20 protein-coding genes and 1 riboswitch are annotated in these 17324 nt (G+C 71.8%); of the genes, 9 read left to right on the plus strand and 11 right to left on the minus strand.

From position 1 onward, the window contains the following. Positions 1-11 precede the first annotated feature (11 nt). Entirely contained in the window at positions 12-1028 is a 1017-nt protein-coding gene (locus tag ACFYZZ_RS37325) for an NAD-dependent epimerase/dehydratase family protein (protein ID WP_389186431.1), read from the plus strand. A gap of 51 nt (positions 1029-1079) precedes the next feature. Here the strand turns inward: ACFYZZ_RS37325 and ACFYZZ_RS37330 are convergent, their stop codons facing one another. The 8 genes from ACFYZZ_RS37330 to ACFYZZ_RS37365 all read right to left on the minus strand — a co-directional run bounded on the left by ACFYZZ_RS37330 (position 1080) and on the right by ACFYZZ_RS37365 (position 7872). Then, positions 1080-2675 carry an alpha/beta hydrolase gene (locus ACFYZZ_RS37330; protein WP_389186035.1) on the minus strand — a complete coding sequence of 532 codons (1596 nt, stop codon included), beginning with the start codon at positions 2673-2675 and terminating at the stop codon, positions 1080-1082. A gap of 146 nt (positions 2676-2821) precedes the next feature. Then, on the minus strand, positions 2822-3580 hold the full coding sequence (locus tag ACFYZZ_RS37335) for an urease accessory protein UreD (protein ID WP_389186038.1): 759 nt from the start codon (positions 3578-3580) through the stop codon (positions 2822-2824). After that, entirely contained in the window at positions 3577-4254 is a 678-nt protein-coding gene (gene ureG / locus ACFYZZ_RS37340; RefSeq protein ID WP_389186041.1) for an urease accessory protein UreG, read from the minus strand. The genes ACFYZZ_RS37335 and ureG overlap by 4 nt, the downstream gene beginning before the upstream one ends. 102 nt (positions 4255-4356) lie before the next feature. Further along, positions 4357-5031, minus strand: coding sequence for an urease accessory protein UreF (locus ACFYZZ_RS37345; protein ID WP_389186044.1), 675 nt, complete (start codon positions 5029-5031; stop codon positions 4357-4359). Then, positions 5031-6752: an urease subunit alpha gene (locus tag ACFYZZ_RS37350; RefSeq protein WP_386580560.1), complete on the minus strand. Its 1722-nt coding sequence runs from the start codon at positions 6750-6752 to the stop codon at positions 5031-5033. Before ACFYZZ_RS37350 ends, ACFYZZ_RS37345 begins: the two co-directional genes overlap by 1 nt. Further along, a complete protein-coding gene (locus ACFYZZ_RS37355; protein WP_389186048.1) occupies positions 6745-7056 on the minus strand; it encodes an urease subunit beta in 312 nt (103 codons plus the stop codon). Before ACFYZZ_RS37355 ends, ACFYZZ_RS37350 begins: the two co-directional genes overlap by 8 nt. 10 nt (positions 7057-7066) lie before the next feature. After that, complete coding sequence (locus ACFYZZ_RS37360; protein WP_386580556.1) at positions 7067-7369, minus strand: urease subunit gamma; 303 nt, start codon at positions 7367-7369, stop codon at positions 7067-7069. 221 nt (positions 7370-7590) lie between these two features. Beyond that, entirely contained in the window at positions 7591-7872 is a 282-nt protein-coding gene (locus ACFYZZ_RS37365; RefSeq protein WP_389186052.1) for a type II toxin-antitoxin system Phd/YefM family antitoxin, read from the minus strand. A gap of 87 nt (positions 7873-7959) precedes the next feature. Between ACFYZZ_RS37365 and ACFYZZ_RS37370 the strand changes: the two genes are divergently transcribed. The 3 genes from ACFYZZ_RS37370 to ACFYZZ_RS37380 all read left to right on the plus strand — a co-directional run bounded on the left by ACFYZZ_RS37370 (position 7960) and on the right by ACFYZZ_RS37380 (position 9956). Continuing rightward, positions 7960-8595, plus strand: coding sequence for an ATP-dependent Clp protease proteolytic subunit (locus ACFYZZ_RS37370; RefSeq protein WP_389186055.1), 636 nt, complete (start codon positions 7960-7962; stop codon positions 8593-8595). Positions 8596-8603: 8 nt separating this feature from the next. Beyond that, on the plus strand, positions 8604-8912 hold the full coding sequence (locus ACFYZZ_RS37375; RefSeq protein WP_386580550.1) for a hypothetical protein: 309 nt from the start codon (positions 8604-8606) through the stop codon (positions 8910-8912). 350 nt (positions 8913-9262) lie between these two features. After that, positions 9263-9479: riboswitch (cyclic di-AMP (ydaO/yuaA leader) on the plus strand. 3 nt (positions 9480-9482) lie between these two features. Then, entirely contained in the window at positions 9483-9956 is a 474-nt protein-coding gene (locus tag ACFYZZ_RS37380; RefSeq protein ID WP_386580548.1) for a C40 family peptidase, read from the plus strand. A 7-nt stretch (positions 9957-9963) separates the two neighbouring features. Here the strand turns inward: ACFYZZ_RS37380 and ACFYZZ_RS37385 are convergent, their stop codons facing one another. Next, a complete protein-coding gene (locus ACFYZZ_RS37385; RefSeq protein ID WP_386580546.1) occupies positions 9964-10587 on the minus strand; it encodes a LysE family translocator in 624 nt (207 codons plus the stop codon). Positions 10588-10670: 83 nt separating this feature from the next. Between ACFYZZ_RS37385 and ACFYZZ_RS37390 the strand changes: the two genes are divergently transcribed. Beyond that, positions 10671-11609, plus strand: coding sequence for a LysR family transcriptional regulator (locus ACFYZZ_RS37390; protein ID WP_389186059.1), 939 nt, complete (start codon positions 10671-10673; stop codon positions 11607-11609). Positions 11610-11689: 80 nt separating this feature from the next. Here the strand turns inward: ACFYZZ_RS37390 and ACFYZZ_RS37395 are convergent, their stop codons facing one another. Further along, positions 11690-12145 (minus strand): ATP-binding protein, encoded by a 456-nt coding sequence (locus tag ACFYZZ_RS37395; RefSeq protein ID WP_389186062.1) that lies wholly within the window; start codon positions 12143-12145, stop codon positions 11690-11692. 212 nt (positions 12146-12357) lie between these two features. Between ACFYZZ_RS37395 and ACFYZZ_RS37400 the strand changes: the two genes are divergently transcribed. Further along, positions 12358-13218 (plus strand): helix-turn-helix domain-containing protein, encoded by an 861-nt coding sequence (locus tag ACFYZZ_RS37400; RefSeq protein WP_389186066.1) that lies wholly within the window; start codon positions 12358-12360, stop codon positions 13216-13218. A gap of 9 nt (positions 13219-13227) precedes the next feature. Then, positions 13228-13452 (plus strand): DUF397 domain-containing protein, encoded by a 225-nt coding sequence (locus ACFYZZ_RS37405; protein ID WP_389186069.1) that lies wholly within the window; start codon positions 13228-13230, stop codon positions 13450-13452. Positions 13453-13533: 81 nt separating this feature from the next. Here the strand turns inward: ACFYZZ_RS37405 and ACFYZZ_RS37410 are convergent, their stop codons facing one another. Next, positions 13534-14661 carry an 8-amino-7-oxononanoate synthase gene (locus ACFYZZ_RS37410; RefSeq protein WP_389186072.1) on the minus strand — a complete coding sequence of 376 codons (1128 nt, stop codon included), beginning with the start codon at positions 14659-14661 and terminating at the stop codon, positions 13534-13536. A gap of 147 nt (positions 14662-14808) precedes the next feature. On the opposite strand from ACFYZZ_RS37410, the gene bioB reads away from it, so the two are divergent. Continuing rightward, positions 14809-16041, plus strand: coding sequence for a biotin synthase BioB (gene bioB / locus ACFYZZ_RS37415; protein ID WP_389186074.1), 1233 nt, complete (start codon positions 14809-14811; stop codon positions 16039-16041). Beyond that, entirely contained in the window at positions 16034-17323 is a 1290-nt protein-coding gene (locus ACFYZZ_RS37420) for an adenosylmethionine--8-amino-7-oxononanoate transaminase (RefSeq protein WP_389186077.1), read from the plus strand. The genes bioB and ACFYZZ_RS37420 overlap by 8 nt, the downstream gene beginning before the upstream one ends. The last annotated feature ends 1 nt before the right edge of the window (position 17324 follow it).

Genomic DNA, 17324 nt, shown 5'->3' on the forward strand with positions numbered 1-17324 from the left:
TGAAACGGGCTGTGGTGATCGGGGCGAGCGGACAGATCGGCCGTCCGGCGGTGGCGGCACTGGAACGGGACGGCTGGGACGTGACGGCCGCCTCGCGGGGCGGTGGCCGGGACGGGTCGTGGGGCGAGGGGGTGCGGGCGGTCCGGCTGGACCGTACGGGCGACGGGGCGCTCGCGGCCGTGGTGGGCGACGGCTGCGATCTGGTGGTCGACGTGGTCGCGTACGACGCCGGTCACGCCCGGCAGCTGACGGACCTCGCGGGCCGGATCGGCTCGGCGGTCGTGATCTCCAGCGTGTCGGTGTACGAGGACGCCAAGGGTCGGGGCTTCGACACCCTGGACGAGCCCGACGGCTTCCCGGCGTACCCGGTGCCGGTCGCGGAGACGCAGCCGACGGTGGCCCCGGGCGAGACGACGTCCAGCGCCCGCAAGGCGGCTCTGGAGCGTGAACTGCTCGCGAAGGGCGCGGAGTTGCCGACGACCGTGCTGCGGGCGGGCGCGGTGCACGGGCCGTACAGTCCGCTCCCCCGCGAGCTGTACTTCGTGAAGCGGCATCTGGACGGGCGGGGCAGACGCGTGCTCGCCTACGGCGGGGAGAGCCGGTTCCATCCGGCGAGCGCCCGGAACATCGCCGAACTGGTCCGGCTGGCCGCGGCCCGCCCGGGGTCCCGGGTGCTCAACGCCGGTGATCCGCAGGCGCCGACGGTCGCCGGGATCGCGGCGGCGATCGACGCGGTCATGGGCACGGAGCCGGAGACCACGCTGGTGGACGGCCCGCCGCCCGCCGGATCCGTGGGCCGCACTCCCTGGTCGGGGCCGCTGCCGGTCGTCCTCGACATGTCCGCAGCCGAGCGGGAGCTGGGCTACCGGCCGGTGGTGTCGTACGAGGAGAGCCTGCCGGAGACGCTGGAGTGGCTGCGGCAGCGGCTCGCCGAGGGAGACTGGCGGGAGTGTTTCCCGCTGCTGGCGCGGGCGTATCCCGACCTCTTCGACTACGCGGCCGAGGACGCCTGGTCGGCCGGGACATGACGAAGGGGCGGCCGGAGAGTCCGGCCGCCCCTCGTCGCCGTACCGGAGGGGTTACGGCTTGGGCGTCGCGTGCGGCGCGCAGGTCACGTCGGCGGTGTCCAGCTTGCCGCCGATCAGGTAGCTGTCGACCCGCTCGTTGATGCAGGGGTTGACCAGGCTGGTCACACCGTGGGAGCCCGCGCCCTCCTCGGTGATCAGGCGGGAGCCCTTGAAGCGCTGGTGCAGTGAGACGGCGCCCGGGTACGGGGTCGCCGCGTCACGCGTGGACTGCACGATCATCACCGGCGGCAGGCCACGGTGCGTCTTGACGTCCACCGGGGTCTGCTGCTTGGTCGGCCAGGTGGCGCAGGGCAGGTTCATCCAGGCGTTGGCCCAGGTCATGAACGGGTAGTCCTTGTTGAGCCGGGTGTTGTCCCGGTCCCACTTGCGCCAGCTGGTGGGCCACTTGGCGTCGGCGCACTCGACGGCGGTGTAGACGGCGTTGCCGTTCTCGGCGCTGATGTTGCCGGCCGTGTCCGACAGGTCGGGGGCGGCCGCGTCGACGAGCGCCTTGGTGTCACCGGCGACGTACTTGCTGAACACCGAGGCGACCGGCACCCACGACGAGTCGTAGTACGGGGCGCTCTGGAAGAAGGAGATCAGCTCGGCCGGGCCGACGACCCCGCCGATGGGGTTCTTCTTGGCGGTGGCGCGCAGCTCTAGCCACTTGGCCTGGACGGCGGCGCGGGTGGTGCCGAGGTGGAAGGCGGCGTCGTTCGCGGCGACCCAGTCCTCCCAGTCCTTCCAGCGGCCCTCGAAGGCGATGTCCTGGTTCAGGTTGGCCTCGTACCAGATGTTCTCGCGCGCCGGGTCGACCACGCTGTCCACGACCATGCGGCGCAGGTGGCCCGGGAAGAGGGTGCCGTAGACGGCGCCGAGGTAGGTGCCGTAGGAGACGCCCAGGTAGTTGAGCTTCTTCTCGCCCAGCGCGGCGCGGATGACGTCCAGGTCGCGGGCGGTGTTCGGCGTGGTCATGTGGGGCAGCATGGCGCCGCTGCGCTCGGCGCAGCCCTGCGCGTACTCGCGGGCCAGCTTGCGCTGCGCGCTCTTGTCGGCCTCGGTGTCCGGGACCGGGTCGGCCTTGGGCGCCTTGACGAACTCCTGCGGGTCGACGCAGGAGATGGGCGCCGAGTGGCCGACACCGCGCGGGTCGAAGCCCACGAAGTCGTAGGCCTTCGCGACGTTCGCCCAGACGGCGTTCTTGGTGACGACCCGGCGCGGGAAGCGCAGACCGGAGCCACCGGGACCGCCCGGGTTGTAGACGAGGGCGCCCTGGCGCTCCTCGGGGGTCCCCGTGTTGCCGATGCGGTCGACGGCGAGCTTGATCTGCTTGCCGTACGGCTTGGCGTAGTCGAGCGGCACGGAGACCCAGCCGCACTGGATGGGCTTCTCCAGGCCCCAGTCGGCGGGGCAGTCCTTCCAGTCGATGCCGGCCTTGGCCGCGCGGGCGGCGGCGATCTGGGCGCCCCTGGCCTCGCGGTCCTGTCCGTGGCGGCTGTCGGCGCTGGCCGCGGGAGCCGACACCGCGCCGGCTATCAGGGTCGCGGTGACGAGTGCTCCGGCCGAACCGAACGCCAGCAGGCGGCTCTTCGGTCTGTTCTCCCTCAAGTGGGCCCCTCCCCCAACAAAGTTCTACGAGTGGTCAGGCGGGGATCCTCTCCGCTGTGAGCCGTCCGAGAACAGGGGGCACAGACGTTTCTTTACCAATCCGATAAACGGATGATCACGTCCCGCTGAGCGGAACGTGCGTCTTTTCAGGCCAGCAGGGTCAGCGCCTCGTCCAGCAGCAGCCGCAGCCCGAGCGCGTCGGGGGCCACGGCGCTGACGAGTACGGCGGGTCCCACGAGCGGTACCAGCGCGGCACACTCCCCCAGCATCCGCGCCGCAACCGGCTGCTTTGCGAACTCGGGCCGTAGGACCACCAGTTGGCCCACAGACCGGTGTCCGGCGAGCACGGCGGGCCCGTCCCAGCCACCCGGCGCGCCGGGCCCGCAGGACAGCTCCTGGTCCAGCACGGTCCGGCCGGCGACGCGCACCATGAGCCGGCTGGTGAGCCGCCCCGGTGCCTCGCCGACCCGGCCGAGCACCTGCTCCTCGCGCAGCACGAGCCGCGCCCCGGCGGCGAGTTCGGCCCGCGTGGTGACGTACAGGTCGCTGCCACCGGCCGAGATCAGCTGCTCGGGCAGCCAGCGCAGCTCGCCGCCGTCGGCCACGTCCAGCCGCACGTCGTAGCGGGCCTCGCCCTTGCCCTGACCCGGGAGCGCGATGGTGGCGGCGGCCGAGCCGACGTGCAGCCGGGCGCCCTCCTCCACCCGCGCCTCCAGCGAGAAGCGGTCCCCGCCGAGCGGGCCGCTCATCGCGCCGACGACCATCACCCGCGCCTCGCCGCCACTCGCCCGGGTGCGGCGCAGCGCCAGCGGGCCCTCGCCGTCCAGCACGGGCAGCGCCGTACCGCCGCGTCCGTCGGCGCGGGCGACGATCCGGGCGTTCGCCCGGACGCCGGTCGCCGTCATGCCGCCCACGCGGCGAGCCGCTCCCGCACCCACGCGGCCACGTCCGCGACGCCGGCCTCCTCGCGCAACGACTGGAAGACGACCGGGAGTTCGGCCCGCTGCGCCTTGGCGTCTGCAGCCATCCGGGCGAGGTCGGAGCCGACGTACGGCGCGAGGTCGGTCTTGTTGACGACGAGCAGGTCGGCGGTGGTGACGCCGGGGCCGCCCTTGCGCGGGATGTCGTCGCCGCCCGCCACGTCGATCACAAAGATCTGCGCGTCCACGAGCCCCTTGGAGAAGGTGGCGGTGAGGTTGTCCCCGCCGGACTCGACGAGGATCAGGTCCAGCGGACCGACCTCGTCCTCCAGGTCCTCCACGGCCTCGAGGTTGGCGGAGATGTCGTCGCGGATCGCGGTGTGCGGGCAGGCCCCGGTCTCCACGGCCGTGATCCGCTCGGGCGGCAGCACGGCCTCCCGGAGCAGGAACTCGGCGTCCTCGCGGGTGTAGATGTCATTGGTGACGACGGCCAGGGACAGCTGGTCGCGCAGCGCCCGGCACAGCGCGGCGACGGTCGCGGTCTTCCCGGAGCCGACGGGTCCGCCGAGCCCGATGCGCAGGGCGCGGCGGGAGCCGTCGGGACGATGCGCGTCCGCGCTGACGGCGGAGGGGCCGTGGTGGGTGTGGTCTAGGTGCATGACAGCGGCTCCATTTCAGCCAAGTCCGGCAACAATCAGCCCGTCCGGCGTTTGAGGACGAGGCCGTTCAGGCCGATGGGGGTCTGGGGGCGCAGCCCCCGGTCAGGAAGCGAACAGTCGTACCGGCCAGCTCGCATGCCACTCAGCGCCGACCTCCAGCAGGGGCCCCGAAGCCGCCGGCAGCGCATCGACTCCCTCGTCGAGCACCCTCCGCGCCGCCTCCACGGCCGCGTCCGCGACGCGGTCCAGCTCCGGAGCCAGCCGGGCCAGAACTCCCGTCGCGTCGAACGGGTCGAGGCTCAGCAGACGGACCGTGGCCGTCGCCGGCCCGCTCACGCTCTCGTACGTCGCGCAGTACGCGGCGTCCAAGGGGCCGAGGCCTGCTGCGCTCGCCGTGGCTCCGAGCACGACCGGCTGGTGGGCGCCCTTGGGGAACTCCCTTGCCAGCGCGTCGAGTTCGGCCGACGGCCAGCTCGCGCGGGCAGCTCGCATCAGCTGCCGGCCGAGCCTGCGCGCGGCGAGCCGCAGCGCCGGCGAGGGGGTGCGGGCGTCCGCGGCCGCGTCCAGCTCCCGGGGCTCGACGCCCAGGACGGCAGCGGCCGCCAGCGCGCCCGCGACCAGCCCGGCGGTGTGCAGCCGACCCCGGCAGAAGTCCTCCAGGCTCGCCGCGGAGGTGATCCGTCCCGCCTTGACGGCGGCCTCCGCCCCGCCGGAGTGCGCGTGCCCTCCGGCGGGGAAGCGGCCGTCGGCCAGGACGAGCAGTGCTGCCCTGGACATCAGAAGAGGAAGTAGCGCTGGGCCATGGGCAGTTCGGCCGCCGGAGCCGCCTCGACCAGCTCGCCGTCGATGTGCACGGCGAAGCTGTCGGGGTCGATCCGCACCTGGGGACGCGCGTCGTTCTCCCGCATGTCCGCCTTGGTCACCCCGCGCGTCGAATCGATGGCGACGAAGCGCTTGCCCAGCTGAAGCCGCTCCGGCAGCCCGTCCTCGATGGCCGCCGGGGCCACGAAGTTGAACGAGTTGGCGGCCGGTGCCCGTCCGATCGCCCCGTACATGGGCCGGGGCAGGATCGGCTGCGGCGTCGGGATGGAGGCGTTGGCATCACCCATCTGTGCGTACGCGATCTGGCCGCCCTTGATGACGAGGTGCGGCTTGACCCCGAAGAACGCGGGCTCCCACAGCACCAGGTCGGCGAGCTTGCCGGTCTCGACGGAGCCGATCTCGCGGGCCAGGCCCTGGGCGAGCGCCGGGTTGATCGTGTACTTGGCGACGTAGCGCCGTACCCGCCGGTTGTCCGCCCGCCCGTCGCCGGGCAGCGCGCCCCGCCGCCGCTTCATGACGTGCGCGGTCTGCCAGGTGCGCAGCACGACCTCGCCGACCCGGCCCATGGCCTGGGAGTCGGAGGAGATGATCGAGATCGCGCCGAGGTCGTGGAGTATGTCCTCCGCGCCGATGGTGGACGGCCGGATCCGCGACTCGGCAAAGGCCAGGTCCTCCGGGACCGCCGGGTTGAGGTGGTGGCACACCATCAGCATGTCGAGGTGTTCCTCGGCGGTGTTGACGGTGAAGGGCCGGGTCGGGTTGGTCGAGCTGGGCAGCACGTGCGGCTCGGAGACCACGGTCATGATGTCCGGCGCGTGCCCGCCGCCGGCGCCCTCGGTGTGGTACGCGTGGATGCCCCGGCCGGCGATCGCGGCCAGGGTGTCGCCGACGAAACCGGCCTCGTTGAGGGTGTCGGTGTGGATGGCGACCTGGATGCCGGTGCGCTCGGCGACGGTCAGGGCCGCGTCGATGACGGCCGGGGTGGACCCCCAGTCCTCGTGCAGCTTGAGGCCCAGGGCGCCGCCGCGGATCTGGGAGAGCATCGCCTCGTGCGAGACCGTGTTGCCCTTGCCGAGGAAGCCGATGTTGAGCGGGTACTGCTCCATCGCTTCCAGCATCCGGGCCAGGTGCCAGGGTCCGGGCGTCACGGTGGTCGCCTTGGAGCCCTCGGCCGGTCCGGTGCCGCCGCCGACCAGGGTCGTGATGCCGGAGGCGAGCGCCTCGTCGGCGATCTGCGGGCAGATGAAGTGGACGTGCGCGTCGATGGCGCCGGCCGTGAGGATCCGTCCGTTGCCGGCGATGACCTCGGTCTCGGGGCCGATCACCAGGTCGGGGTGCACGCCGTCCATGGTGTCGGGGTTGCCCGCCTTGCCGATGCCGGTGATCCGGCCGTCGCGGATGCCGACATCGGCCTTGACGATCCCCCAGTGGTCGACGATGACGACACCGGTGATGACGGTGTCGGGGGTGCCTTCCGCGCGCGTGGCACGCGACTGCCCCATGGACTCGCGGATGACCTTGCCGCCGCCGAAGACCGCCTCGTCACCGGCGAGTCCGGGGCCGCCGCAGCGGTCCTCCTCGATCTCGATCAGCAGGTCGGTGTCGGCGAGCCGGATGCGGTCGCCGGTGGTGGGGCCGAACAGGTCGGCGTAGGCGGCGCGGGAGATCTCAGGCATCGAGGGCACCTCCGGTCTCGCCGCGCAGTCCGGGCACGATCCGGGCGCCGGTGAGGGGCACGAGTTCGACGGCGACGGGGATGCCGGGCTCGAAGCGTACGGCGGTGCCGGCGGCGACGTTCAGCCGCTTGCCGTGGGCGGCGGTCCGGTCGAACTCCAGGCCGGGGTTGGCCTCGGCGAAGTGGTAGTGGGAGCCGACCTGGACGGGCCGGTCGGCGCCGTTGAGCACGGTCAGCCGGGTGACCTCGCGGCCCTCGTTGTAGACGACTGGGCCGTCCGCGAAAAGCACCTCTCCGGGAATCATCGCGGCCCCCTCAGATGATCGGCTCGTGGACGGTGACGAGCTTGGTGCCGTCCGGGAAGGTGGCCTCGACCTGCACGTCGTGGATCATCTCGGGGATGCCGTCCATGACGTCTTCCCTGGTGAGGAGCTTGCGGCCGGAGGACATCAACTCGGCGACGGTACGACCGTCACGCGCGCCCTCGAGGATGTGCGACGTGATGAGGGCGACCGCTTCCGGGTGGTTGAGCCTGAGCCCACGAGCCCTGCGCTTCTCGGCCACGTCGGCCGCCACATGGATCAGCAGCCTCTCTTGTTCGTGCGGGGTCAGTTGCACGTCCCACCTCACAGTCCTTGCTCCGGACCGTGCGGGGTCCGGTTGCCGCAGCCACCACGACGGGATAGGTGTAACACACAGACAAATTTGCCCGAACGTGATCAACGCGGGCAGAAAAACCCCTGGTGGCGTGGATCGGCAGGCTAGTTCGCCGGAGTTTCAGCGACGTTAACCAGACCTTGATCAACACATGGCTGCGCGATGGGCCCGCACATACCCGGCTACGAGACGCCGGGCCCCCGGTGCTCGGCCGCGATCCCGAAGCGCCGCCGCTCCCGGGCCGCGGGCTCGACCTCGCGCACGCGGGACACCGACGTGACCATCGGCTGCTCCTCGACCGGCTCGTCGAGGGCGTCGAGCCGCTCCAGGTCGGCGGCCGAGACCAGCGCGACCAACGGCTTGCCGTGCCGTGTCACGACGACGCGCTCACCGCCGTACACCACCCGGTTGATCAGGTCGGCGAGCTCAGCCCTGGCTTGCGTCACCGGAATCTCGTAGGCCATGCCCTCATTCTAACGTCACGTACATCCTGTACATTCTGTACAGAAGCGAGGCCGCCACAGGCCCTGTCGCGAGGAAGGGGTATGCCCATGACCCGACTGTCCGCCCGTCACGTCCTGCCCGAGTTCACCGAGCGCACGAGCACGGGCCACCGCACGCTCGATCCCCACTCGAAGCTGTTCGAGAACCGAGTCGTCCTCCTCGGGACACCGCTCGACGACACGGCGGCGACCGACGTGATCACACAGTTCATGCACCTCGAACACGCGGCCCCGGACCGGGACATCACGCTGTACATCAACTGCCCGGGCGGCTCGTTCAGCGCGCTGACGGCGGTCTACGACACGATGCGGTACGTCACCTGCGACGTGGAGACCTACTGCCTGGGCCAGGCCGCCTCGGCCGCCGCGATCCTGCTCGCGGCCGGAACCCCGGGAAAGCGGTTCACGCTGCCGAACGCGCGCATGGTGCTCGAACAGCCCGCGCTGCCCGAACCGGCCCAGGGACAGCCGAGCGACCTCGTCATCCAGGCCGACGAGTTGGCCCGGACGCGCACGCTCATGGAGGAGATGCTGGTCCTGCACACCGGGCGCACCCCGGAACAGGTCCACCAGGACCTGGAGCGGGAGCTGGTGCTGGACGCGCCGGGCGCACTGGCGTACGGCCTGGTGGACGGCGTCGTCCCGAGCCGCAGGAGCACCCCCGGCGCACAGCACGCGGGGTGAGCCGGCCGATGCTGCCACCGGAGCTTCCGCCGCTGCCCGCCCTGACGTGCGCCGAGGGCGAGTTGATCGACCGTTATCTGGAGGCGGTCGACCTGCTGGGCCGGATCAACCCGGCGCAGTCCGGGGACACCTACCGCGGGCTGCGCGCGGCGCAGGCCCTGGTGCGCAAGGCGTCCGAGCTGCGCGACGCGCTCGCCCTCATGCACCAGCGCGGCGAGACGGAGCTGCATGGGGACACGCTGGCACGGGCCTTGAGGGTGCTCGACGGCGAGCGCCGCACCGCTCGCGTCGTGCTCCCGCCGGACCGCGTGGGCTGATCCGGACGCTCGTCCGGCCCGACGGGACCAACGCGTCGACGGACCCGCCGGAGCCGGACTCGAAACGGCCCGAACGACGTACCCCCGGCCGGCGTAGCTCCAGAACTTTTTCCGGGTCTCCCGGCTTGCGCAGTACGCCGGTTCAAGGTCGGCGAGAAAGTGCTTCGTCCCAGGTCCGGGGCTACGTGCGGGATCTGACGGTGCCTCGAACACAGCAGCGTCCACCCGAACGGGTGAGTGGTGAGTAACACCACAAATCCCCGATTCCATTGGGATTTTCCGACTCCTGTGAGTGAAGATCCGTGTCTGACGACAAGCCCCCGCCACCACGGCGGGGCGATCCGGGCGGACGCCGAGTCCTGCCGCCGCCCCGGATGACCGGTCGACAGGAGTGGATCGGCAGGAGTGGAGGACCCGAGCAAGACGGGTCGCCGGAACGGACGTTCGTCGCACAGACGGGCGATCGCACCGAGCAGCCCTTGGGGTGAAGCCGTGGCAACACGGCCGGGCAACTTCGCCAGCCCGAATCCGACAGGTCATCCTTCACAGGCGGCTGACGAAGGGTTGCGCATGACTGCGCTCAATCGTGTCCCGTCGCTCATGGCCCGTGCCGGTACGGCCTCGGCTCTCACCCTCGCCGCCGTCGGCGGCTCGATCGTGGTCCCGGGCCTCGCCACCGACGCCTCGGCCGCCGGCACGGCGGCGAAGGCACTCCAGGTCGCGGCCTCCAAGAAGGGTGCCCCGTACGCATGGGGGGCCACCGGGCCGCGCCGCTTCGACTGCTCGGGGCTGACGCTCTACTCGTTCAAGAAGGCGGGCAAGAAGCTGCCGCGCACGGCCGCCCAGCAGTACAACAAGACGCACCACATCTCGGCCCGGAGCCGCAAGGCCGGCGACCTGGTGTTCTTCCACTCGGGTTCGAGCGTCTACCACGTCGGCATCTACGCCGGGAAGGGCAAGATCTGGCACGCCCCGAAGACCGGGTCCGTGGTGCGACTGGAGAAGATCTGGAGCAGGAGCGTCTGGTACGGCCGGGTCAGCTGACCCGGACTCAGGGCAGGAGCGGCTCCAGCAGCAGAGCCGCTCCCAGCACCGTCAACACCGCCCCGGTGCCCGCCTGCAGCATGCGGGCGGCCCGGGGCCGGCGCAGCCACCTGCCGAGCCGGTCCACCAGCAGGGCCACCACCTGGAACCATGCCAGCGCCAGCGTGCAGACGATCAGCGCGAGCAGCAGCGTCCTGGGCAGCGCGGAGTCGCCCGACGGCACGAACTGGGGCAGCAGGCTGAGGAAGGTCAGCGAGGCCTTCGGGTTGAGGACGTTGGTGACGAAGCCCTGCCGCAGCGGGTGCGGGGCGGGCGGTGCCGCCTCGACGGAAGCGGTGGCGGTGGCGGGCCGCCGCAGCGACCACAGGGTCCGCACGCCGAGCTGCAGCACATAGGCGCCGCCCAGCAGCTGCAGCGCGCGGAAGAGCGCAGGGACGGCGACCAGCACGGCGGCGACTCCGGCCACCGCCAGCGTGGTGTGCACCAGGAGGCCGCCCGCGATGCCGAGCCCGCAGACCGCGCCGGCGCGGCGGGAGACGAGGGCGTTGCGTACGACCACCGTGAAGTCGGCGCCCGGCATGGCGACGAGTCCGGCGGCGATCCCGGTGAAGGCGATGAGCTGTCCGTCCATACGGCCAGCGTGCACGGAGCGAGCCTTCAGCAGGTATTTCGAATGACCAGGGTCTGTCTTAAGCAGTGCTTTAGGCTTGTGCCATGTACGACCCCACGCGGCTGGCCGCGCTGGTCGCGGTGGCGGAGGCGGGCTCCATCACACGGGCCGCCGACCGGCTCGGCTACACGCCGCCCGCGCTCTCCCAGCAGCTGGCCAAGCTGGAACGGGAGGCGGGCACGGCGCTGCTGGTGCGGCATCACCGCGGGGCCCGGCTGACCGAGGCGGGCGAGGTGCTGGTGGCGCGGGCCCGGCGGGTGCTGGACGAGCTGGAGCAGGCCCGGCACGAACTGGCCCGGCTGACCGGTCTGTCGGGCGGGGTGCTGCGGCTCGGCACCTTCCCGACCGCGGGCGTCCATCTGCTGCCGCCGGCGCTGAGCGCGTTCCGCCGGGCCCACCCGGACGTCGAGCTGTCGGTCGCCGACTACGACCCGCCGGCCGGGGTCGCCGCGGTGGCGGCCGGTGAGGTGGATCTGGCGCTGACCCACGCCTACCACCCGGGCGAGGCCGCTGCGGTGCCGGCCTCGGTCGGTCTGGAGCCGGTCCTGGTGGAGGAGCTGGTGTTGGTGACGGCGCCGGGTCATGCGCTGAGCAGCGCCTCGTCGCGGCTGCCGCTGGCGCAGCTGGCCGGGCAACCGCTGATCAGCATGGCCCCGCACCATCCGGCCCGGCGGGAGGTGGAGGCCCTGCTCGCCGAGGCGGGCGCCACTCCCGCGCTGCTGGTGCCGACCCCCGGGTACGCCGTGGTGTGCGCGCTGGTCAGCGCGGGGCTCGGGGTGGCTGTCGTACCGGAGATGGTGGCGCGGACCGCGGTGACTCCGGTCGGGGTGCGGCCGCTGGAGGCGGGACGGCTGCGCCGTACGATCTCGGTCGCCTTCCGGCCCGACGAGGTCGCTCCGGCGGCGGAGGCGTTCCGGGCCCTGCTGCACGGAGCGTTCGGCCGCGCCCGGCAGACGCCGGTGGGTCAGCGGCCGTCCCGGTGAAGCGTCGCCCGGCCGAGTGGGGTTGGCCGCAGGTCGCCGAAGCGGTTCAGCAGGGGCGGGCGGGAATTGTCGGACAGGCCCTAGAGTTCCGGCTGTCCTGCCGTGACCGGCTCGGCCGGGACGGTCCAGGGGAGTTCGATGGAGACCGTCTTGCCGCCCTCGCGGGTGGGGCGGACGCGGAGCTTGCCGCCGCACTCGGCGGTGAGCCAGCGGATGATGACCATGCCGCGCCCGTTGTCCTGCTGGACGGCGGCGGGCAGTCTCTTCGGAAAGCGCGGATGACTGTCCGTGACGCCGATGCGCAGATGTTCGTCACGGTCCAGCGCGATGTCGACCGTGAAGGTGGGTGACTGTCCGAAGGTGTGCTGTACGGCATTGGTGGCCAGCTCGGAGACGATGAGCCGCACGGTGTCGGCTGCTTCGGTGTCCGACGGCAGCCCCCACTCCTCGAGGGTTCCCACCACGTAGGAGCGGGCCGCGGAGACCGAGGCGGGATCGCTCGGCAGAGTGACGGATGCTTCCAGATGGTCTGCCATGGCGACGTCGTCCCTTTCCCACGGGACCGCAGTCCGACGAGGAGCGGATGGTTCGAGTACGGTCCCGGACTGGTGCTTGTTCGCCAGACTGCCATCACCGGGCCGGTCCGGGGAGCGATCCACCAAGATATGCATATATCTGTCGCTCAAAGCGGTGAACTCTGCGACGCGAGACCGTATTTGGGTGGCCCGTAAGGAGTAAGGAGTAACCCATGCAGAACGGTCCCGCGGTGCGGCGTCGCAAATTGGGCGCCGAACTGCGTGCACTGCGCACCGGGGCGGGGCTCACCAGCGGTGAGGCTGCCCGTCTCGTGGGCTGGCACCAGTCGAAGGTGAGCCGCATCGAGACCGGCGCCAGCGGGGTGAAACCGGCCGACGTGCGGTTACTCCTCGACGCATACGGGGAACCGGACGGCCAACTGCGTGAGTTGCTGCTGATGTTGGCGGGGTCGGAGGAGGCGGGCGGCCGCAGCCGCTGGTGGCACGCCTACCGCGGCATCCTGCCGCCCACCTACCGCGATTTCATCAGCCTGGAGTCACAGGCGACCGGGATGCGCACGCTGGAGACCACGGTGGTTCCCGGCCTTCTGCAGACGCCCGAATACGCTCAGGCGGTCACCCGTGCGGCCCTGGACGGGGTGGACGAGGAGCGGCTGGACGCGCTGGTGGAGGTGCGGCTGGCCAGGCAGGACGTGCTGCGCTCCGATCCACCGCTGGAGCTGAGCGCCGTACTGGACGAGGCGGTGCTCAGGCGCGAGATCGGCGGGCCGGAGGTCATGGCGCGGCAGCTTTCCCGGCTGGTCGAGTGCGCCCGCCTGCCCCAAGTGCGCCTCCAGGTGCTCCCGTTCGCCGCCGGTGCGCATGTCGGCCTCACCGGGCCTTTCGTTATTTTCTCATTTCAGAGCACTTCTGATCTGGATGTGGTTGTTCTCGACCAGTTGACGAGTAGCCTCTACCTGGAACGGAAAGAAGACCTCAAGGCTTACCTGGAGGCCTTCAACACCCTCCAGATCCACGCCCTTTCACCCGAGGACACGTTGGATTACATCGCCGGGATAGGCGACGGCGCGTAAGGAGGCACCATGTCAGCACTGCCTCGGAACGTCCCTGCCAGTACCGATCTGCACGACGTGCGCTGGCTGCGCAGCAGCTACAGCACGGGAGCCAACAACTGCGTGGAGACGGCCCGGCCGCACTCCGGCCGCTGGGCCGGGCTGCTCGCCGTGCGCGACTCCAAGAAGCCGGCCGGACCCGCGCTGCTCTTCTCCCCCGGGAGCTGGGCGGGCTTCGTGACCGCGCTCCGATGATCCCGTTCCCACCCGACCCGACCGACCCCTACTGATCAGGTCCGATCACTTTCGCGCGATGCCCGGCCGTGTCACGCCGACTCATGGTCGCGTTTCGCCGATCACATGTACAGCGCGTTCGATCTCGGCCCCGGAGAGGTCCGCGCGGGCGGTCAGCCTCAGCCGTGAGATGCCGTCGGGCACGGAAGGGGGACGGAAGCAGCCCACGGCCAGACCTGCCGTACGGCAGTCGGCCGCCCAGCGCACGGCCTGCTCCGGGGAGGGAGCCCGCACCGAGACCACCGCGGCGTCCGGACGCACCGCGTCCAGACCCGCGGCGGTCAGGCCTGCGTGCAGTTCGGCGGCGACCGCGCGGGCCCGATCCGCCCGCGCCGGTTCGCGCCGCAGCAGCCGCAGTGCCGCGAGCGCCGCGCCCGCGGCCGCGGGGGCCAGCCCCGTGTCGAAGATGAACGTCCGGGCCGCGTTGACCAGATGGTCGATCACCCGGGCCGGACCCAGTACCACCCCGCCCTGGCTGCCCAGCGACTTGGACAGCGTGGCCGTGACGACCACGTCCGCCGCGCCCGCGAGACCGGCCGCGTGCGGGGCGCCCCGGCCGCCGTCGCCCAGCACACCGAGCCCGTGGGCGTCGTCCACGACCAGCCCCGCGCCGTGCTCCCGGCACGCCTCGGCCAGCGCGGCCAGCGGGGCCGCGTCCCCGTCGACGGAGAACACGGTGTCGGAGACGACGATCGCCTCTCCCCCGTGCGTGCGCAGCGCCTTGTCCACGGCCTCCGGGTCGGCGTGCCCGACCACCTGCGTGGTGCCCCGGGCGAGCCGGCAGCCGTCGATGAGCGAGGCGTGGTTGCCCGCGTCGGACAGGATCAGGGAGCCGTGCGGGCCCAGTGCGGTGACCGCGGCCAGGTTCGCGGCATAACCGGACGAAAACACGAGAGCCGCCTCGAACCCGCAGAAGTCGGCCAGTTCGCGATCCAGCTCGGTGTGCAGCTCGGTGGTGCCGGTGACCAGCCGGGAGCCGGTGGAGCCGCCGCCCCAGGTCCGCGCGGCCCGGGCCGCCGCTTCGACGACCTCGGGGTGGTGGGCGAGGCCCAGATAGTCGTTGCTCGCCAGGTCCAGCAGCGGCGAGTCGGCGGGGCGCGGGCGCAGGGTCCGTACGAGTCCGGCGCGGCGGCGCGCCTCGGCCTGCTCGTCGATCCAGCCGAACGCCATGGGTCCTCCGGGGCATTTGTAGGTAGCGGACAGACCCTAGCGGCACGCCCGACCACCCAGGGTGTGGCAATACCCACACGGTGATCCGCATCCGTTGTGCAGACTCTCCTTGGCCGGAAGCGGTCCCGTAGGACAGGATCGGGCCTCATGGACCTGCTGAACACGCTGGTGGACAAGGGGCTGCGGCGCGAGCTGCCGACCCGTGAGGAAGCACTCGCCGTGCTCGCCACCTCCGACGACGACCTGCTCGATGTGGTGGCCGCGGCCGGCAAGGTGCGCCGGCACTGGTTCGGCCGGCGCGTGAAACTCAACTACCTGGTCAACCTGAAGTCCGGGCTGTGCCCGGAGGACTGCTCCTACTGCTCCCAGCGGCTCGGCTCCAAGGCCGACATCCTCAAGTACACCTGGCTCAAGCCCGACCAGGCCTCCCAGGCCGCCGCGGCGGGCCTGGCCGGTGGCGCCAAGCGCGTCTGCCTGGTGGCCAGCGGGCGCGGCCCGACGGACCGGGACGTGGACCGGGTCTCCGAGACCATCAAGGCCATCAAGGGCCAGAACGAGGACGTCGAGGTGTGCGCCTGCCTCGGTCTGCTCTCCGACGGCCAGGCCGAACGGCTGCGCGAGGCGGGCGCGGACGCCTACAACCACAACCTGAACACCTCCGAGGCCACGTACGGGGACATCACCACCACCCACACGTACGCCGACCGGGTGGACACGGTGCAGAAGGCGCACGCCGCCGGTCTGTCCGCCTGCTCGGGGCTCATCGCCGGTATGGGCGAGAGCGACGAGGACCTGGTGGACGTGGTCCTGTCGCTGCGCGAGCTGGACCCGGACTCCGTTCCGGTGAACTTCCTCATCCCGATGGAGGGCACCCCGCTCTCCGCGGAGTGGAACCTCACCCCGCAGCGCTGCCTGCGCATCCTCGCGATGGTCCGCTTCGTCTGCCCGGACGTCGAGGTGCGCATCGCGGGCGGCCGCGAGGTCCACCTGCGCACGATGCAGCCGCTCGCGCTGAACCTGGCCAACTCCATCTTCCTCGGCGACTACCTGACCAGCGAGGGCCAGGCCGGCAAGGCCGACCTGGAGATGATCGCGGACGCCGGGTTCGAGGTGGAGGGCGCCGGCGAGGTGACGCTGCCGGAGCACCGGGCGACGGCGGCCGGGGGCGGCTGCGGGTCGCACGGCGACGCGGGCTGCGGGTCGCACGGCGACGCGGGCTGCGGGTCGCACGGCGAGGCCGGGTGCGGATCCGTCTGCGGTTCGCACGAAGGAACGGACGTGTGCGGTACGGCGTCCGGGCCTGCCACGAACGAGCCGCGCACCGACCTGGTCGCCGTCCGCCGCCGGGGTGCCGGAACGGACCTCGCGCCCAATGCCTGACCCGTCCGGCCTGAGCGTGCCCGAACTGCTGGAGCTGGACCGCCGGCACGTGTGGCATCCGTACGGTCCGATGCCCGGGCGCGTCGAACCCCTCGTCGTGGAGTCGGCGAGCGGGGTCCGGCTGCGGCTCGCGGACGGCTCGGGCGAACTCGTCGACGGCATGTCCTCGTGGTGGTCGGCGATCCACGGCTACAACCACCCGGTCCTCAACGAGGCGGCGCGCGAGCAGCTGGGACGGATGAGCCACGTGATGTTCGGCGGGCTCACGCACGAGCCCGCCGTACGGCTGGCGAAGCTCCTTGTCGACATGTCACCGGACGGTCTGGAGCATGTGTTCCTGGCCGACTCCGGGTCGGTGTCGGTCGAGGTCGCCGTGAAGATGTGCCTGCAGTACTGGCGCTCGCTCGGCCGCCCCGGCAAGCAGCGGCTGCTGACCTGGCGGGGCGGATACCACGGCGACACCTGGCAGCCGATGTCGGTGTGCGACCCCGAGGGCGGGATGCACGAGCTGTGGACCGGCGTGCTCCAGCGCCAGGTGTTCGTGGGCCCGCCTCCGGCCGAGTACGAGGAGTCGTACGCCGAGGAGTTGCGCTCGGCGATCGGGCGGCACGCCGACGAGCTGGCAGCGGTGATCGTGGAGCCGGTGGTGCAGGGCGCGGGTGGGATGCGGTTCCACTCCCCCGCGTATCTACGGGTGCTGCGCGAGGCGTGCGACGCGCACGACGTGCTGCTGGTGTTCGACGAGATCGCCACCGGGTTCGGGCGCACGGGTGCGCTGTTCGCGGCGGAGCACGCGGGTGTCACCCCGGATGTGATGTGCGTGGGCAAGGCGCTGACCGGCGGCTATCTGACGATGGCGGCGACGCTGTGCACCGCCCGGGTCGCGGACGGCATCTCGCGCGGTGAGGTGCCAGTGCTCGCCCACGGGCCGACCTTCATGGGCAATCCGCTGGCGGCGGCCGTGGCCTGCGCCTCCATCGAGCTGCTGCTCGGGCAGGACTGGCGGTCGGCGGTCGGGCGGATCGAGGCGGGCCTGCGCGCGGGGCTGGCTCCGGCCGCGGACCTTCCCGGCGTCAAGGATGTCCGCGTCCTCGGCGCCATCGGGGTGGTCCAGCTCGACCACGAGGTGGACATGGCCGCGGCAACCCGGGCCGCGGTGCGGGAGGGCGTGTGGCTGCGCCCGTTCCGCGACCTGGTCTACACGATGCCGCCGTACGTCTCGGACGACGCGGACGTGGCACGGATCGCACGCGCGGTGTGCGTCGCGGCGCGGGAGGGATGAG

The sequence above is a fragment of the Streptomyces sp. NPDC001816 genome (assembly GCF_042892235.1).
GTDB lineage: Bacteria > Actinomycetota > Actinomycetes > Streptomycetales > Streptomycetaceae > Streptomyces.

Excerpts from the sequence above, each read along its gene's own strand:
- ACFYZZ_RS37410 (WP_389186072.1), bottom strand. The coding sequence starts at position 14,661 with ATGGCGTTCGGCTGGATCGACGAGCAGGCCGAGGCGCGCCGCCGCGCC.
- ACFYZZ_RS37355 (WP_389186048.1), bottom strand. The coding sequence starts at position 7,056 with ATGATTCCCGGAGAGGTGCTTTTCGCGGACGGCCCAGTCGTCTACAAC.
- ACFYZZ_RS37405 (WP_389186069.1), top strand. The coding sequence starts at position 13,228 with ATGTCAGCACTGCCTCGGAACGTCCCTGCCAGTACCGATCTGCACGAC.
- ureG (WP_389186041.1), bottom strand. The coding sequence starts at position 4,254 with ATGCACCTAGACCACACCCACCACGGCCCCTCCGCCGTCAGCGCGGAC.
- ACFYZZ_RS37375 (WP_386580550.1), top strand. The coding sequence starts at position 8,604 with ATGCTGCCACCGGAGCTTCCGCCGCTGCCCGCCCTGACGTGCGCCGAG.
- ACFYZZ_RS37350 (WP_386580560.1), bottom strand. The coding sequence starts at position 6,752 with ATGCCTGAGATCTCCCGCGCCGCCTACGCCGACCTGTTCGGCCCCACC.
- ACFYZZ_RS37365 (WP_389186052.1), bottom strand. The coding sequence starts at position 7,872 with ATGGCCTACGAGATTCCGGTGACGCAAGCCAGGGCTGAGCTCGCCGAC.
- ACFYZZ_RS37370 (WP_389186055.1), top strand. The coding sequence starts at position 7,960 with ATGACCCGACTGTCCGCCCGTCACGTCCTGCCCGAGTTCACCGAGCGC.
- ACFYZZ_RS37390 (WP_389186059.1), top strand. The coding sequence starts at position 10,671 with ATGTACGACCCCACGCGGCTGGCCGCGCTGGTCGCGGTGGCGGAGGCG.
- ACFYZZ_RS37420 (WP_389186077.1), top strand. The coding sequence starts at position 16,034 with ATGCCTGACCCGTCCGGCCTGAGCGTGCCCGAACTGCTGGAGCTGGAC.
- bioB (WP_389186074.1), top strand. The coding sequence starts at position 14,809 with ATGGACCTGCTGAACACGCTGGTGGACAAGGGGCTGCGGCGCGAGCTG.
- ACFYZZ_RS37385 (WP_386580546.1), bottom strand. The coding sequence starts at position 10,587 with ATGGACGGACAGCTCATCGCCTTCACCGGGATCGCCGCCGGACTCGTC.
- ACFYZZ_RS37335 (WP_389186038.1), bottom strand. The coding sequence starts at position 3,580 with ATGACGGCGACCGGCGTCCGGGCGAACGCCCGGATCGTCGCCCGCGCC.
- ACFYZZ_RS37345 (WP_389186044.1), bottom strand. The coding sequence starts at position 5,031 with ATGTCCAGGGCAGCACTGCTCGTCCTGGCCGACGGCCGCTTCCCCGCC.
- ACFYZZ_RS37400 (WP_389186066.1), top strand. The coding sequence starts at position 12,358 with ATGCAGAACGGTCCCGCGGTGCGGCGTCGCAAATTGGGCGCCGAACTG.
- ACFYZZ_RS37395 (WP_389186062.1), bottom strand. The coding sequence starts at position 12,145 with ATGGCAGACCATCTGGAAGCATCCGTCACTCTGCCGAGCGATCCCGCC.
- ACFYZZ_RS37380 (WP_386580548.1), top strand. The coding sequence starts at position 9,483 with ATGACTGCGCTCAATCGTGTCCCGTCGCTCATGGCCCGTGCCGGTACG.